11 protein-coding genes and 1 tRNA gene are annotated in these 14,432 nt (G+C 73.1%); 11 read left to right on the top strand and 1 reads right to left on the bottom strand.

Annotated features, from left to right (window positions below; translation table 11 throughout):
* Positions 1–15: 15 nt before the first annotated feature.
* From tmk to AC4BG9_RS07780, 3 genes are read left to right on the top strand one after another with little or no spacing between them, the layout of a single operon-like run.
* Positions 16–690, top strand: a complete 675-nt coding sequence (tmk, locus tag AC4BG9_RS07790) for a dTMP kinase (protein WP_490570509.1) — start codon at positions 16–18, stop codon at positions 688–690.
* A complete protein-coding gene (locus tag AC4BG9_RS07785) occupies positions 687–1,859 on the top strand; it encodes a DNA polymerase III subunit delta' (RefSeq protein WP_490570508.1) in 1,173 nt (390 codons plus the stop codon). The genes tmk and AC4BG9_RS07785 overlap by 4 nt, the downstream gene beginning before the upstream one ends.
* A complete protein-coding gene (locus AC4BG9_RS07780) occupies positions 1,856–3,430 on the top strand; it encodes an alpha/beta hydrolase (protein WP_490570507.1) in 1,575 nt (524 codons plus the stop codon). The genes AC4BG9_RS07785 and AC4BG9_RS07780 overlap by 4 nt, the downstream gene beginning before the upstream one ends.
* A 97-nt stretch (positions 3,431–3,527) precedes the next feature.
* Here AC4BG9_RS07780 and AC4BG9_RS07775 read toward each other — a convergent pair whose 3' ends face one another.
* A complete protein-coding gene (locus AC4BG9_RS07775) occupies positions 3,528–4,469 on the bottom strand; it encodes a TauD/TfdA dioxygenase family protein (RefSeq protein WP_489965818.1) in 942 nt (313 codons plus the stop codon).
* Between the two features lie 216 nt (positions 4,470–4,685).
* Between AC4BG9_RS07775 and AC4BG9_RS07770 the strand changes: the two genes are divergently transcribed.
* The 8 genes from AC4BG9_RS07770 to AC4BG9_RS07735 all read left to right on the top strand — a co-directional run bounded on the left by AC4BG9_RS07770 (position 4,686) and on the right by AC4BG9_RS07735 (position 14,425).
* Positions 4,686–5,852, top strand: coding sequence for an ROK family transcriptional regulator (locus AC4BG9_RS07770; protein ID WP_490570506.1), 1,167 nt, complete (start codon positions 4,686–4,688; stop codon positions 5,850–5,852).
* Positions 5,853–5,920: 68 nt separating this feature from the next.
* The gene (locus AC4BG9_RS07765) at positions 5,921–7,492 is read left to right on the top strand and encodes an ABC transporter substrate-binding protein (RefSeq protein ID WP_490570505.1); all 1,572 of its coding nucleotides are present in this window, start codon (positions 5,921–5,923) and stop codon (positions 7,490–7,492) included.
* Complete coding sequence (locus AC4BG9_RS07760) at positions 7,492–8,451, top strand: ABC transporter permease (protein WP_490570504.1); 960 nt, start codon at positions 7,492–7,494, stop codon at positions 8,449–8,451. Before AC4BG9_RS07765 ends, AC4BG9_RS07760 begins: the two co-directional genes overlap by 1 nt.
* Positions 8,448–9,260: an ABC transporter permease gene (locus AC4BG9_RS07755; RefSeq protein WP_490570503.1), complete on the top strand. Its 813-nt coding sequence runs from the start codon at positions 8,448–8,450 to the stop codon at positions 9,258–9,260. Before AC4BG9_RS07760 ends, AC4BG9_RS07755 begins: the two co-directional genes overlap by 4 nt.
* Positions 9,253–10,905, top strand: a complete 1,653-nt coding sequence (locus tag AC4BG9_RS07750; protein WP_490570502.1) for an ABC transporter ATP-binding protein — start codon at positions 9,253–9,255, stop codon at positions 10,903–10,905. The genes AC4BG9_RS07755 and AC4BG9_RS07750 overlap by 8 nt, the downstream gene beginning before the upstream one ends.
* A gap of 41 nt (positions 10,906–10,946) precedes the next feature.
* Positions 10,947–11,876: a formylglycine-generating enzyme family protein gene (locus AC4BG9_RS07745; protein ID WP_490570501.1), complete on the top strand. Its 930-nt coding sequence runs from the start codon at positions 10,947–10,949 to the stop codon at positions 11,874–11,876.
* A 12-nt stretch (positions 11,877–11,888) separates the two neighbouring features.
* Positions 11,889–14,234, top strand: coding sequence for an arylsulfatase (locus AC4BG9_RS07740; RefSeq protein ID WP_490570500.1), 2,346 nt, complete (start codon positions 11,889–11,891; stop codon positions 14,232–14,234).
* A gap of 118 nt (positions 14,235–14,352) precedes the next feature.
* A tRNA-Thr gene (locus AC4BG9_RS07735) sits at positions 14,353–14,425 on the top strand.
* Positions 14,426–14,432 lie beyond the last annotated feature (7 nt).

Raw genomic sequence — 14,432 nt, 5'->3', positions numbered from 1 at the left:
CGTAGGGTGGGGCAGGTGAGCGCGCCCGTCCCACCCGTGTACGCCGACACCGGTCTCTTCGTCTGCTTCGAGGGCGGCGAGGGCGCCGGCAAGTCGACCCAGTCGCGGGCGCTGCGGGAGTGGCTGGAGGCCCAGGGGCACACCGTGGTCCTCACCTTCGAGCCCGGCGACACCGCGGTCGGGCAGCGGCTGCGGCGGATCGTCCTCGACCCGGCCACCGGGGAGCTGTCGGACCGCACCGAGGCGTTGCTCTACGCCGCCGACAAGGCCGAGCACGTCGACACCGTGGTCCTCCCGGCGCTGGCGCGCGGCGAGGTCGTGATCACCGACCGGTACGTCGACTCCGCGCTCGCCTACCAGGGTGCCGGGCGGGCGCTGAGCGCTGCCGAGGTGGAGCCGGTGATGCGCTGGGCCACCGGCGGGCTGCGCCCCCACCTGACCGTCGTCCTCGACCTCGAGCCCGCGGCGGGCCTGGAGCGCTTCACCGAGCGCGACCGGATGGAGGGGGAGTCGCTCGACTTCCACCAGCGGGTGCGCGAGGCGTTCCTCGCGATGGCCGCCGAGGATCCCGCTCGCTACCTCGTCCTGGACGCGCGCGCCCCCGTCGAGGAGATCGCCGCCGCCGTCCGGAGCCGGCTCGCCCCGCTGCTGGACCCGGTCACGACGTCCGCCCCGGCGGTGGCCGAGTGACCGCCACCCGGCTGCCCGCCGCCGGCGTCTGGGACACCCTGGTCGGCCAGCGCCACGTCGTGGAGACCCTCGGCCGGGCGGCGCTCGGCGACGGGATGACCCATGCCTGGCTCTTCACCGGCCCGCCCGGGTCGGGCCGCTCCAACGCGGCCATGGCCTTCGCGGCCGCGCTCCAGTGCGAGCGCGCCGGCTGCGGCGAGTGCCACGCCTGCCGCACGGTGCTGGGGCGGACCCACGCCGACGTCACCCTGGTCCGCACCGAGAAGCTCTCCATCGGCGTCGACGAGGTCCGCGATCTGGTCCGCAAGTCGGCGCTCGCCCCCAACGGCAGCCGGTGGCAGGTGATGATCGTCGAGGACGCCGACCGGCTCACCGACCAGGCGTGCAACGCGCTGCTCAAGGCGATCGAGGAGCCGACGGCACGCACCGTGTGGCTGCTCTGCGCCCCGTCGGCCGAGGACGTGCTGGTGACCATCCGGTCCCGCTGCCGCCTGGTCACGCTGACCACCCCGTCGGCCGCGGCGGTGGCCGACTTCCTGGTCCGCACCGAGGGGGTCGGCGAGCCCCTGGCCGCGCACGCCGCCCGCGCCAGCCAGGGTCACATCGGCCGGGCCCGGGCGCTGGCCCGTGATGAGGAGACCCGCAACCGACGGGCCGAGGTGGTCCGCCTCCCGGCGCGGCTGACGTCGCTGGGCTCGTGCATGAACGCCGCGTCCAACCTGCTCGAGGTGGCCAAGGCCGAGGCCGAGTCCCAGACCGCCGCGCTGGACGCGCGGGAGAAGTCCGAGCTGGACAGGTCGTACGGGGTGGAGGGCCGCGGCAAGCGCCCACGGGAGTACGCCCCCGCGCTGCGCGACCTGGAGAAGGGGCAGAAGACCCGGGCCAAGCGCCGGCTCCTCGACGTCGTCGACCGCGGCCTGATGGATCTCGTCTCGGTCTACCGGGACGCCATCGCGCTCAAGCTGGGCGCCCCGGGCAGCCTGGTCAACGAGGAGATCCGGGCCGACGTCGCCACCCTGGCGCGCAGGTCGACCCCGGAGGAGAACCTGCGCCGGATCGAGGCGATCTTCGTGGCCCGGGAGCAGATGCTGGAGTTCAACGTGCCACCGGTGATGGCGCTCGAGTCGATGATGGTCGCGCTGCGGCTGGAAGGCGGTACCGGTCGGTGAAGCGTGTGGTGGCGGCGGTGTTGGCGCTGGTGCTGGTCCTCGGGGCGGTCGCGGTGGGAGCTGCCCTGCTCCTGGACGACGGCGACGGGAGGGCCGGGCGCGACGACACCCAGACGACGCGGGTCCCCGAGCGCCCCCTCAAGACCGGCGGCGCCCCCTCCCAGGACGCCACGAAGGCGCCGGAGGAGGACCTCCAGCCGTTCTACTCCCAGGAGGTCGACTGGTCCGACTGCGGGCAGGGCTACGAGTGCGGCTGGCTCAAGGTGCCGCAGGACTACGACGAGCCCGACGGCAAGCAGCTCGACCTCGCGCTCCTCAAGGTGCTGGCCGACGCGCCCGACCGGCGGGTCGGGTCGCTGGTGGTCAACCCCGGCGGACCGGGCGCCCCCGGCACCCAGTACGCCGCCCAGGCCTCTCTGGTCTTCCGTGCCCCGCTGCTGGACCACTTCGACATCGTCGGCTTCGACCCCCGCGGCACCGGCCGCAGCAACCCGGTGGACTGCCTCACCGACTCCGAGCTCGACGACTACCTGGCCGGTGACCCCGACCCCGACACCCCCGCCGAGGCGGCGGAGCTGATGGAGTGGACCGAGCGGTTCGGCCGTGGCTGCGCCGAGCGGAGCGGCGACCTGGCCGACCACGTCTCCACCGTGGAGGCCGCCAAGGACATGGACGTCCTGCGGGCCACCCTCGGGGAGGAGCAGCTGGACTACTTCGGCGCCTCCTACGGCACCAAGCTGGGCGCCACCTACGCCGAGCTCTTCCCCGACCGGGTGGGCCACTTCGTGCTCGACGGTGCGGTCGACGTCTCCTTGGACGCTCGCGGGCTGAGCCTGGGCCAGGCCCGGGGCTTCGAGACCGCGCTCAGGGCCTACGTGCAGGACTGCGTCGACAGCGGGGACTGCTTCCTCGGCGACTCGGTCGAGGAGGGGCTGGCCGCGATCAGGCAGCTCATCGACCGGGTGGACAAGAAGCCCCTGCCCGCCGGCGACCGGGAGCTCAAGGTCGGCAACGCCTTCTACGGCATCGTCGCCCCCCTCTACAACCGCGACTACTGGGTGCTGCTGACCCGGGCGCTGGAGCAGGCGATGAAGGGCGACGGCACCAGGCTGCTGGAGCTGGCCGACCTCTACGCCTCCCGCGGGCCCGACGGCTACCTGGACAACTCCTCGGAGGCGATCTACGCGATCAACTGCCTCGACGACCCGTCCTCGGTCCCGGCGTCGAAGGTCCCCGACGAGTACGCCGCCTTCGAGGAGGCCTCGCCCACCTTCGGCCGAATCTTCGCCTGGGGCCTCGTCGGGTGTGACGGCTTCTCGGGGGAGGCGGCCGAGCCGCTCGAGATCGACGGCGAGGGAGCGGCGCCGATCCTGGTCACCGGCACCACGCGGGATCCCGCGACGCCGTACGAGTGGGCCGAGGCGCTCGCCGAGCAGCTGGGCTCCGCGATCCTGGTGACCCGCGACGGCGACGGCCACACCGCCTACAACGCCGGCAACTCCTGCGTCGACGAGGTGATCGAGTCCTACCTGATCGACGGCGTCGTCCCCGACGGTGAGGTCACCTGCTGAGCCGCTGAGCCGCGGGGAGCCGCCCTGACGCGGCACAGCCGGCCGGGTCCGTGGGGACCCGGCCGGCTGAGCGAGGTGGTGAGCGACGTGCGTGACGTCAGCTCACCAGCGCACCGATGTCGGAGAACGACGCGGCGTCGCCCTTCAGCGGGATGCTGGAACGGCCGTCGATCCCGACCGGGATGTCGCCCGCGACGGTGATCCGGCGCACCTCGCGAGGCTGGGTGTCGAAGTCGGCCACCGCGTAGTGCTGGGTGGCGCGGTTGTCCCACATCGCCACGTCACCGGGCTGCCAGCTCCACCGGATGGTGTTCTCGAGCTTGGTGACGCGGTCCTGGAGCAGGTTGAAGAGGATCGCGGACTCCTTCTGGTTGAGGCCGACGAACTTCTTCACGAAGTGGCCCAGCAGCAGGGTGCGCTCGCCGGTCTCGGGGTGGACCCGCACCACCGGGTGCTCGGTCTCGAAGGTGGTCGAGGCGAACTGGCTGCGGGTGAAGGACTTGTGCGACTCCTCGACCGACTCGGGGGACTCCGCGGAGTGGGCGTAGTCGTAGTCGTTGCTGTGCAGGGCCCACAGGTTGTCGACCAGGGCGCGCAGCGAGGCCGGCAGCGACTCGTAGGCCACGGCCGTGTTGGCCCACACCGTGTTGCCGCCGTACTCCGGGATGGTGACGCCGCGCAGGATGCTGATCGCCGGGATGCGGTCGACGAAGGTCACGTCGGTGTGCCAGCTGTTGGCGGCCATGCCCTTGTTGGCGGTGAGGGTGAAGATCCGCGCGCTGCCGGTGTTGACCGTCGGGTGCGCGGTGGTCAGGCTGCCGAGCTGCTCGGCGAAGGCGATGTGCCCCTCGTCGTCGAGGTGGTCCTGACCGCGGAAGAAGACGACCTTGTGGGTGAGGAGGGCGGCTCGGATCTGGCGGATCGTGTCGTCGCCGAGGTCGGCGCCGAGCCGGACGCCGTCGATGCGGGCACCGATGTTGCCGCCGAGCTGCTGGACCGCGAGGGCGGTCTCGTGGCGTCGGTCGAGGCTGATGGTCATGGGAAGTCCTCCGTGCGTGGGTCGACCGGCGTCGGGTGACGGCCGGGAGGACCCCCACGATCCGGTGCGGGGAAGCCGCTCTCAACGGTTCGCGACACCGTGGCCCTAACTGCGTGTCGGGGTTGAGACGACGGCCGATCGAGGCCACTGTCTGTCATTCTCGAGCAACTTACTCGACTTTAATCCCGGGCTCCTTCGCCCGCTCCAGGAGTGCAGATGACCCCACAGTCCCCGACCATCGTGGTCACCCGCGGCCGCTTCGGCTCGGCCGCGGGCCGCGTGCTCGAGCAGGTCAGGGGCCGGGGCCGCGCGACGCGCGAGGAGCTGGCCGGCCCGACGGGCCTGAGTGGCCGCACCGTGGCCCGCACGGTCAGCGCCCTGGTCGAGGGTGGACTGCTCCGCGAGCGACCCGACAAGGTGCAGGCCGGGTCGATCGGGCGGCCGAGCACCCCGGTGGAGATCGACCGCGCGGTCTACGTGGCCGTCGGCGTGCACGTCGGCGCCCGGCTCCTCACCGTGGCCCTGGGGGACCCGTCCGGGCAGGTGGTGGTGAGTCGCACGAAGGAGAAGCTGCCCACCGACCCGCTCGATCTCGACTGGATCGGGCACGAGCTGGTCGAGATGCTCCGGGCCCACCCGGGCCGCCGGCCACTGGTCGCGGGAGTGGTGGCCCCCTGGCAGGCGGTGGGCCTGGACGAGCGGGCGACCGGGGCGGCGCTGGGCGACGCGCTGGGCCTGCAGGTGACCACCAGCGAGCACATCGCCGCCGTGGCCGCGGCGGAGTTCATCCACCGCCGCCACGGCACCCAGGGGGTCACCACCTACTTCTACGCCCGCAACACCACCGGCGTCGCCGTGGCCCTGGACAAGGGCGGCCAGACCGAGGTCTCGCGGGCCGCGCGCCTGACCCACTTCCCGACCCGCTCCGGCGCACCCTGCTCGTGCGGACGGACCGGCTGCCTGGAGGCCAGCGTCAGCGACCATGCGCTGGCCGTGGCCGCCCACCGGGACGGGCTGGTCGACGAGCCGCTGATCGCGCGGGTCTACGCGGCCGCCGACGGGGTCCCCGCCGTCCGCGCGCTGCTCTGCGCCCGGGCCAGGCTGCTGGGCGAGACCGCGGCCCTGGTCCGCGACATGGTCGACCCGGACCGGATGATCCTCGTCGGCCAGGCGTTCACCGACTTCCCCGGCGTCCTCGACGAGGTGGTGGCCGCCTTCGACGCGACGACCACCCTGCCGCCGCTCGATCTCTCCTTCACCCGCTTCGGCGCCGGCATCCAGGCCCTCGCCGCCTGCACGATCGCGCTCGCGCCGGTCTACGACGACCCGTTCGACGTGCTGCCCGCCGGACCCAGGACCAAGACCCGCCCGACGTCCGCCTGAGCGCCTGGCCGCTCGCTCCGCTCCACCCCGCGCACCACTCCCGCTCCCTGACCCGAAAGGCAACGCCCGTGTCCGCAACGCGTCCTCGCTCCTTCTTCCCCAGGCTGGCCTCCGCTGCCGCCGCGTCGGTGCTCCTGCTCGCCGGCTGCTCCTCGGCCGTCGGGGAGAAGTCCCCCTCGGGCTCCTCCGGCGACCCGGTGGCCGGCGGCACCCTGCGGGTCGCCGCGGCCACCGACCACGTCCCCGCCTCCGTCTTCGGCCAGTCCAGCGACGTCGGCAACACCCTGATCGGCCTGACCTACGACTCGCTGGTCGAGTACCCGCACGACAGCCTCGACGCCCAGCCGTCGCTGGCCACCTCCTGGGAGGTGGCCGAGGACGGCCGGTCGATCACGCTGCAGCTGCGCGACGACGTGACCTTCCACGACGGCCGTCCCTTCACCTCCGAGGACGTGCGGTTCAGCATCGAGACCTTCGCCGACCCGGCCTGGGCGGTCCAGGTCCAGCGGACCGCCGCCGCGGTGACCGGCTTCGACACCTCCGACCCGCACGCCATCACGTTGGAGTTCGCCCACCCGCTGAGCAACATCCTCGACCTGCTCGACATCGTCCCGATCGTCGACGCCGAGACCTTCGACGGTCTCAAGGAGGCCGAGGTCTACAACGGCACCGGCCCCTTCGAGTTCACCGGCTGGACCCCAGGGTCGGCGATGACCTTCGAGCGCAACGAGGAGTACTGGAAGGGGGCCCCCAAGCTCGACGCCGTCGACGTCTCGGTCGTCCCCGACGCCCAGGCCAGGGTCGCCGGCCTCCGCTCCGGCCAGTACGACCTGGCGACCGGCGTCACCCCGCGCGACGTGGAGACACTCAGCAAGGACCCGAAGTTCCAGATCAGCAGGTTCGAGGGCGCCACCAACCAGCAGTACATCGGGTTCCAGCTCAAGAACAAGGACCTCCAGGACGTCAGGCTGCGCCGGGCCGTGGCCTACGCGGTGGACCGCGAGCGCATCGTCGCGGACATCTACCGCGGCGCCGCGGTCCCCCAGGGGCTCCCGTGGTCGCCGGCCTCCCCGGCGTACGACGAAGAGGCGGGCCTGCACTACGCCCGCGACCTGGACAAGGCGAAGGCGCTGGTCGCCGAGATCGGCGAGGTGCCCACCCTGCCCCTGCAGTTCGCCGCCGGCGACCCGACCGCCGAGGCGATCGCCCAGATCGTGCAGGCCGACTTCGGCGAGGCCGGCATCGAGGTCGAGCTGAAGCCCACCGAGTTCGCCTCGATGTACAAGCAGCTCGTCGGCGCCCAGTTCGAGGGCATGTGGATCTTCAGCCACACCTACGCCCAGTACACGCCGGCCACGCTGACGGTCAGCGCGTTCCCCTTCAACGCCGCCCACAACGCCTCCAACTTCGAGGACGCGCGGTACCGCGCCGACTCCGACGCCTCCTGGAAGGTCGCCGACCCGACCTCGGCCGAGGCCGGGGAGCTCTTCGAGAAGGTCAACGACCACATCGTGGAGAACGTCTGGCTCACCGACCTGGTCACCTACTACCCCCAGCTGGTCTCCACCAGCGCGGTGCACGGCATCGACTACAGCAAGCGCACCGAGCTCCTCCTCGACGAGGCGTGGAAGGAGCAGTGATGCTGCGCTACGTCCTTGGGAGGCTCCCCTCCGCGCTCGGCCTGCTGGCCGCGGCCTCGCTGCTGATCTTCTGGCTGATGCGGCTGGTGCCCGGCGACCCCATCGACACGCTGGCCGGGCCCGACGCCTCGCCCGAGGCCCGGGCGGCGATCCGCGCCGACCTCGGGCTGGACCAGTCGTTCCTCACCCAGTACCTCTCCTGGATCTCCGACGTGCTCACCTTCGACCTCGGCCGTTCCTTCGTGGTCGGCGGGCAGGTCAGCGACCTGCTCGCCGACGGGGCCACCAACACGGTGGTCCTCACCCTGACCGCCCTCGCCCTGGCGGTCGGCGCGGCCACGGCGACCGCGGTGGTCGCGGTGGTCGCGGAGCGCCGGTGGCTCGACGCCACCCTGGCCGGGATCAACACCGTGGCGCTGGCGATGCCGACCTTCGCCACCGGGCTGCTGCTGGTGCTGGTCTTCGCGGTCCTGGTGCCGGTGCTGCCCTCGGGCGGCACCCCGCCGGACGGCTTCATCGCCCGGCCCGACATCGCCGTGCAGTACCTGCTGCTGCCCGCGACCTGCCTCGCCGTCCCGGTCTGGGCCGGGCTGACGAGGTTCCTCACCGAGTCGCTGCGCTCACAGCTGCGTCAGCCCTACGTCACCACCGCGCGCGCGGTGGGCATCGGGCACTCCAGGATCGTGCTCACCCAGGCCCTGCCCAACGCGCTGCCGTCGGCCGTCACGGTGCTGGGCATCCAGTTCGGCACCCTGCTGGGCGGGGCGGTGCTGGTGGAGGCGATCTTCACCTGGCCGGGCCTCGGCCGGCTGGTCGAGGAGGCGATCTCCGGGCGCGACTACCCGGTGGTGCAGGTCCTGCTGCTGCTCTCGGTGACGATCTTCGTGGTGACCCAGCTGGTCACCGACGTCGTCCACGCGTGGCTCGACCCGCGGATCCGGATCGGCGGCACGGCATGAGGGCCGCGCTGCGGACCCCCAAGGGGATCGCCGGGCTGGTGCTGGTGGGCTCGATCGTGCTGCTCGGGCTGCTCGGGCTGCTGGGTCCGCTGCTGGCGCCGTACTCCCCGACCCAGCAGGTACCGGGCGCCAACCTGGTGGGCCCCTCGGCGGCGCACTGGCTGGGCACCGACGACGTCAACCGCGACGTCCTCTCCCGCACGCTGGCAGGCATCCGGGTCGACCTGCTGGTGGTTTTCGTCGCCGTCCCCGCCGGCGCCACCCTCGGCATGCTCCTGGGCCTGGTCACCAGCTGGTGGAGGGTCACCGACGTGCTCACCCAGCGCCTCTTCGACCTGGTGCTGGCCTTCCCGACGCTGATCCTGGCCATCGCGCTGGCCGCGGTCATCGGGCCCGGGGTGGCGACCATCGCGGTGGTGATCGTGGCCATCGAGGTGCCGGTCTTCGGCCGCCTGGTGCGGACCTCCCTGCGCACCGTCAGGGAGATGCCGTACGTCGAGGCGGCGCAGGTGGTCGGCGCCCGCCCGTGGTGGCTGCTGCGCCGTCACGTGCTGCCCAACTCGCTGGAGCCGCTCACGGTCCAGCTCGCGCTCTCGATGTCGGTGGCGGTCTTCATCGAGGGAGCGATGAGCTTCCTCGGCATCGGCGTCAAGGCCCCGCACCCCTCGCTGGGGTCGCTGATCAAGGACGGCACGCGACTGATGTACGACGCCCCGTTCCTCTCCCTCGGCCCCCTCCTCGTGGTCGTGCTCCTCGTCCTCGGGCTGCTCCTGGTGGCCCAGTCACTCTCGGAGGCCCACCGTGCCTGAGACGCTGCTCACCGTCGAGCACCTCGCCATCTCCTTCGCCCACCCGCGGCCGGCCGTCAACGACGTCTCGCTGCACGTCGACCCGGGCGAGGTGCTCGCCCTGGTCGGGGAGTCCGGCTCCGGCAAGTCGATGACCGCCCGGGCGGTGCTCGGTCTGCTGCCGCCGGGGGCCCGCGCCACCGGGTCGATCCGGTTCCGCGGCGAGGAGCTCCTCGGGCTCGACGAGGCCGGGCTCTCCGGCTTCCGCGGGAAGCGGATCGCGATGGTCTTCCAGGAGCCGCAGACCGCCCTCAACCCGGTGCGCACCGTGGGCTGGCAGCTCCGTGAGGCGTTGCGGGCGCACGGGCGCCTGTCGCGGGTCCAAGCCCGGAGCCGGGCCGTGGAGCTGCTCACCCAGGTCGAGATCCCCGACCCCGAGGAGCGGCTCGGCTACTACCCCCACCAGCTCTCCGGGGGGCAGAAGCAGCGGGTGGTGCTGGCCCTCGCCCTGGCCAACGAGCCGGAGCTGCTGCTCGCCGACGAGCCCACCACCGCGCTGGACGTGACCGTCCAGGCGGAGATCCTGGCGCTGCTGCGCCGCATCCGCGACCGGACGGGGACCAGCATCCTGCTGATCACCCACAACATGGGGGTGGTCGCGGAGATCGCCGACCGGGTCGTGGTGCTGCGTCAGGGTGACGTGGTGGAGGAGGGGAGCACCCGTCAGCTCTTCGCCTCCCCGGAGCACCCCTACACCCGCCAGCTGCTCGCCTCGGTGCTCCGGCTCCCCGACGCGGGCGACGTGGTCCACTCCGTCCCGGACCCGGGGCCGGCGACCGGCCTCCCGGCCCTGCGGTTCGAGCACGTGCACGTGCGCTACGGCTCGTCGCGCCGGGGCCGCGCCTTCCCGGCGGTCAACGGCGTCAGCCTCGAGCTGCCGCCCGGCCGGGTGCTGGGGCTGGTGGGCGAGTCCGGCTCGGGCAAGACCACCCTGGGCCGGCTGGCCGCGGGCCTGGTCCCGCTCGCCGAAGGCCGCGTCGAGGTGGCCGGCGAGGACCTCTTCGCCCTCGGCGCGCGCCGCCGGCGCGAGCTCCGGCGCGACCTGGCCTTCGTGCACCAGGACCCCGAGGCCTCCCTCGACCCGAGGATGTCGGTGGGCGCCAGCGTCCGGGAGCCGCTCGACATCCATGGCGTCGGCACTGCGCAGGAGCGCCGTCGACGGGTGGCGGAGCTGCTCGAGGCGGTCCGGCTCACCCCGGATCTCGCCGACCGCCGGCCGCGGGCGCTCTCGGGCGGCCAGCGGCAGCGGGTGGCCCTGGCCCGGGCCCTGGTGCTCCGCCCGAGGCTGCTGATCGCCGACGAGCCGACCAGTGCGCTGGACGTCTCGGTCCAGGCCGACGTGCTGGAGCTCTTCCGCGCGCTGCAGCAGCAGCTGGGCTTCGCCTGTGTCTTCATCAGCCACGACCTGGCCGTGGTCAACAAGGTCGCCGACGACGTCGCGGTGCTCCGCCGGGGCGAGGTCGTAGAGTCCGGGCCGGTCGCCGAGGTCTTCGCCCGGCCGCAGCACGACTACACCCGCCGGCTGCTGGCGGCCGTGCCGGTGCCGGACCCGGCGGCCCGGGCCGACGGCTGGCAGGCCGTCCCGACGGTCGAGGTCGCGTCGTGACCTGCTGCTCGGGCGGGGTGGGGGGTGCGCCCCCCGCGGGGGTGGCGGGCGCGTACCGGCCCTCGCCGCAGGAGGCCGTCCGCAGCGGGCAGGTCCGGATCGCCGGCGGCACCTTCGCGATGGGCGACGCGTCCGGCGAGGGCGACCCGGCCGACGGCGAACGCCCGGTCCACCAGGTCCGGGTGGCGCCGTACTGGATCGACGAGACGGCCGTGACCAACGCGGCCTTCGCCCGGTTCGTCCGGGAGACGGGCCACGTCACCGAGGCCGAGGAGCTCGGCGTCTCGGCGGTCTTCCACCTCGCCGTCGACGCGCACCCGCGCGACGTGCTCCACCCGGTGGTGGGGCTGCCCTGGTGGTGGGCGGTGCGCGGCGCCGACTGGCGTCATCCCGCCGGGCGCGGCTCCTCGGCCGCCGACCTGCCCCACCACCCCGTCGTGCACGTGACGTGGCGCGACGCCGACGCCTACTGCCGGTGGGCCGGCACGCGGCTGCCGACGGAGGCGGAGTGGGAGCACGCGGCCCGCGGCGGCCTCGACGGCGCCCGCTATCCCTGGGGCGACGAGCTGCTCGACCGCGGGGCCTGGCGGCTCAACATCTGGCAGGGCGACTTCCCGCTGCACAACACGGCCGAGGACGGTCACCTCACCACCGCGCCGGTGCGCTCCTTCCGGCCCAACGGCCACGGGCTGTGGAACACCGTGGGCAACGTCTGGGAGTGGTGCGCCGACTGGTTCTCGCCCACCGAGTACGCCGAGCGCGCCCTGGCCGGTCCGGAGCCCGTCGGCGACCCGCGGGGCCCCGGCCGCGGGACCCAGCGCGTGATGCGCGGCGGCTCCTACCTCTGCCACGACTCCTACTGCCGCCGCTACCGGGTGGCGGCCCGCTCCAGCAGCACCCCCGACTCGGCCTCGGCCAACGTCGGCTTCCGCTGCGCCAACGACGACCTGCCCGACCGCCGCGACGACTGAGAGAAGACCGAGATGACCCGCTCGCACCTGCCCTTCCACCAGCCCCGCCCGCCCTTCGAGGCGGCCGAGGCGCTCGCCGACCAGGCCGAGCAGCTGCCCGCCCAGCCCCGGCTCGAGGCGCCCGAGGGCGCCCCGAACGTGTTGGTGGTCCTCCTCGACGACATGGGCTTCGGCGCCTCCTCGGCGTTCGGCGGCCCGTGCGCGATGCCGACGGCCGACCAGCTCGCCGCGGAGGGGCTGCGCTACTCGCGGTTCCACACCACCGCGCTCTGCTCGCCGACCCGGGCCGCCCTGATGACCGGCCGCAACCACCACGCGGTCGGGATGGGCACCGTGGTCGAGATCAGCAACGGCACCCCCGGCTACGACGCCACCCGACCGCTGAGCGCCGGCACCCTGGCCCAGGCGCTGAGCGGCAACGGCTACGCCACCGGCGCCTTCGGCAAGTGGCACCAGACGCCGACCTGGGAGCAGACCCCCGCCGGGCCCTTCGACCGGTGGCCGACGCGGGAGGGCTTCGACCGGTTCTACGGGTTCCTCGGCGGCGAGGCCAGCCAGTTCGAGCCGACCCTGGTGGAGGGGACGACGTTCGTCGAGGCGCCGCGGACCGCCGCGGAGGGCTACCACCTGTCGGAGGACCTGGTGGACCAGGCGATCGGCTGGATCGACGACGTCCGGGCTCACGGCGGGGGCAGGCCGTGGTTCACCTACCTGGCCTTCGGCGCCACCCACTCGCCGTTCCACCTGCCCGAGGAGTGGCGGGGCCGCAACCGCGGCGACTTCTCCCACGGCTGGGACCGGCAGCGGGAGCTGACCCTGGAGCGGCAGAAGGAGCTCGGGGTGGTGCCGCCGGACGCCGAGCTCGCGCCCTGGACGCCGGGCGTGCCGCACTGGGACGAGCTCGACGAGACCCAGCGGCTGGTCGCGGAGCGGTTGATGGAGACCTACGCGGCGTTCGCCGAGCACACCGACGTCCAGGTGGGGCGGCTGCTCGACCACCTGCGTGCGGCCGGCGAGCTGGAGAACACGGTGGTCCTCTACATCCTCGGCGACAACGGGGCGTCGGCCGAGGGTGGGCTGGAGGGGACCCTCAACGAGACGATGCGCTTCAACGGGATCGAGGACTCCGCCGAGCGGATCGCCGAGCAGCTCGACCTGATCGGCGGGCCGGAGTCGTTCGTCCACTACCCGGCCGGGTGGGCGGTGGCGATGGACACGCCGTACCAGTGGACCAAGCAGGTGGCCTCCCACTACGGAGGGACCCGCAACGGGCTGATCGTGCACTGGCCGCAGGGGATCGCCGACCGCGGCGGGGTCCGGGACCAGTGGCACCACGTGATCGACGTCTTCCCGACGATCCTCGAGCTGGCCGGAGTGCCCCACCCCGAGACCGTCGACGGGGTGCGGCAGGACCCGGTCGACGGGGTCTCCTTCGTCTACTCGCTCAACGACGCGGCCGCGCCGGAGCGGCACGTCACGCAGTACTTCGAGATGTTCGGCAACCGCGGGATCTACCACGAGGGGTGGACCGCGGTGACCAAGCACCGGACGCCGTGGGCGCTGGCCGAGTCCCCGGTGCCGCTGGCCGAGGACCGGTGGGAGCTCTACGACACCACCACCGACTGGACCCAGGCCCGCGACCTGGCCGCCGAGCACCCCGAGCGGCTCGCGCAGCTGCAGGAGCTCTTCCTCGCCGAGGCGCGGCGCAACAACGTGCTGCCGATCGACGACCAATCGCTGCGCCGGCTCGACAGCGACGGGGAGGCCGTGACGGTCGGCCACCGCCCGCCGCCGCCGCGCCGGCTGACGTTGCGGGCGGGCGCGGGCAACCTCCGCGAGGACGCCGTCCCGCCGCTCAAGAACGGCTCGTGGTCGATCACGGCCCGGTTCGCCGACGAGACCGGGAAGGCGGAGGGGGTGCTGGTCGCGCAGGGCAGCCGGTTCGCCGGGTGGTCCTTCTACGTGCGCGATGGCTTCCTCACCTTCACCTACGCCTGGCTGGGCGCCGAGGAGACGGTCATCCGCTCCCAGGGCCCGGTCTGCGAGGGTGCGCACACTGCGCAGGTGCGCTTCACGTATGACGGCGGCGGTCCCGGCCGGGGCGGCGACCTGGTGCTGGTGCTCGACGGCCAGGAGGTGGGCTCGGGCCGGATCGAGCGGACGATCTCGTCCTTCTTCTCGATGGACCAGACCCTCAACGTCGGCGTCGACCGCGGGACCCCGGTGACCGACGACTACGGTCCGGGTCGCGGGTTCTGCTACGGCGGCACGATCCGCGACGTGACCCTGGTGGCGGGCGACGACCACCAGCCGCTGAGCGAGTCCGAGGAGCTGAGGGCGACGCTGGTCGTGCACTGAATCCCGGGCGCCACCGGTCCCGGGGACTGCCCGGTGGGCGGTTTTCGCTGCCGGGCGCCGGTGTCCGTATACTTCCCCGGGTTGCCCGGCCACGCCCTCGTGGACAGCCGGGCGGCACGCCGCCTTAGCTCAGTCGGTAGAGCGAATCACTCGTAATGATTAGGTCATCGGTTCGATTCCGATAGGCGGCTCAGATCG

It is taken from the genome of Nocardioides sp. Z40_12 (assembly GCF_058215795.1).
The sequence above is the reverse complement of the archived record's forward strand: the minus strand, read 5'-3'. Positions and strand labels throughout refer to the sequence as shown.

What these genes read in the sequence shown, in the direction of transcription:
- AC4BG9_RS07775 (WP_489965818.1), bottom strand. Translation starts at nt 4,469, where the DNA reads ATGACCATCAGCCTCGACCGACGCCACGAGACCGCCCTCGCGGTCCAG.
- AC4BG9_RS07770 (WP_490570506.1), top strand. Translation starts at nt 4,686, where the DNA reads ATGACCCCACAGTCCCCGACCATCGTGGTCACCCGCGGCCGCTTCGGC.
- AC4BG9_RS07755 (WP_490570503.1), top strand. Translation starts at nt 8,448, where the DNA reads ATGAGGGCCGCGCTGCGGACCCCCAAGGGGATCGCCGGGCTGGTGCTG.
- AC4BG9_RS07740 (WP_490570500.1), top strand. Translation starts at nt 11,889, where the DNA reads ATGACCCGCTCGCACCTGCCCTTCCACCAGCCCCGCCCGCCCTTCGAG.
- AC4BG9_RS07760 (WP_490570504.1), top strand. Translation starts at nt 7,492, where the DNA reads ATGCTGCGCTACGTCCTTGGGAGGCTCCCCTCCGCGCTCGGCCTGCTG.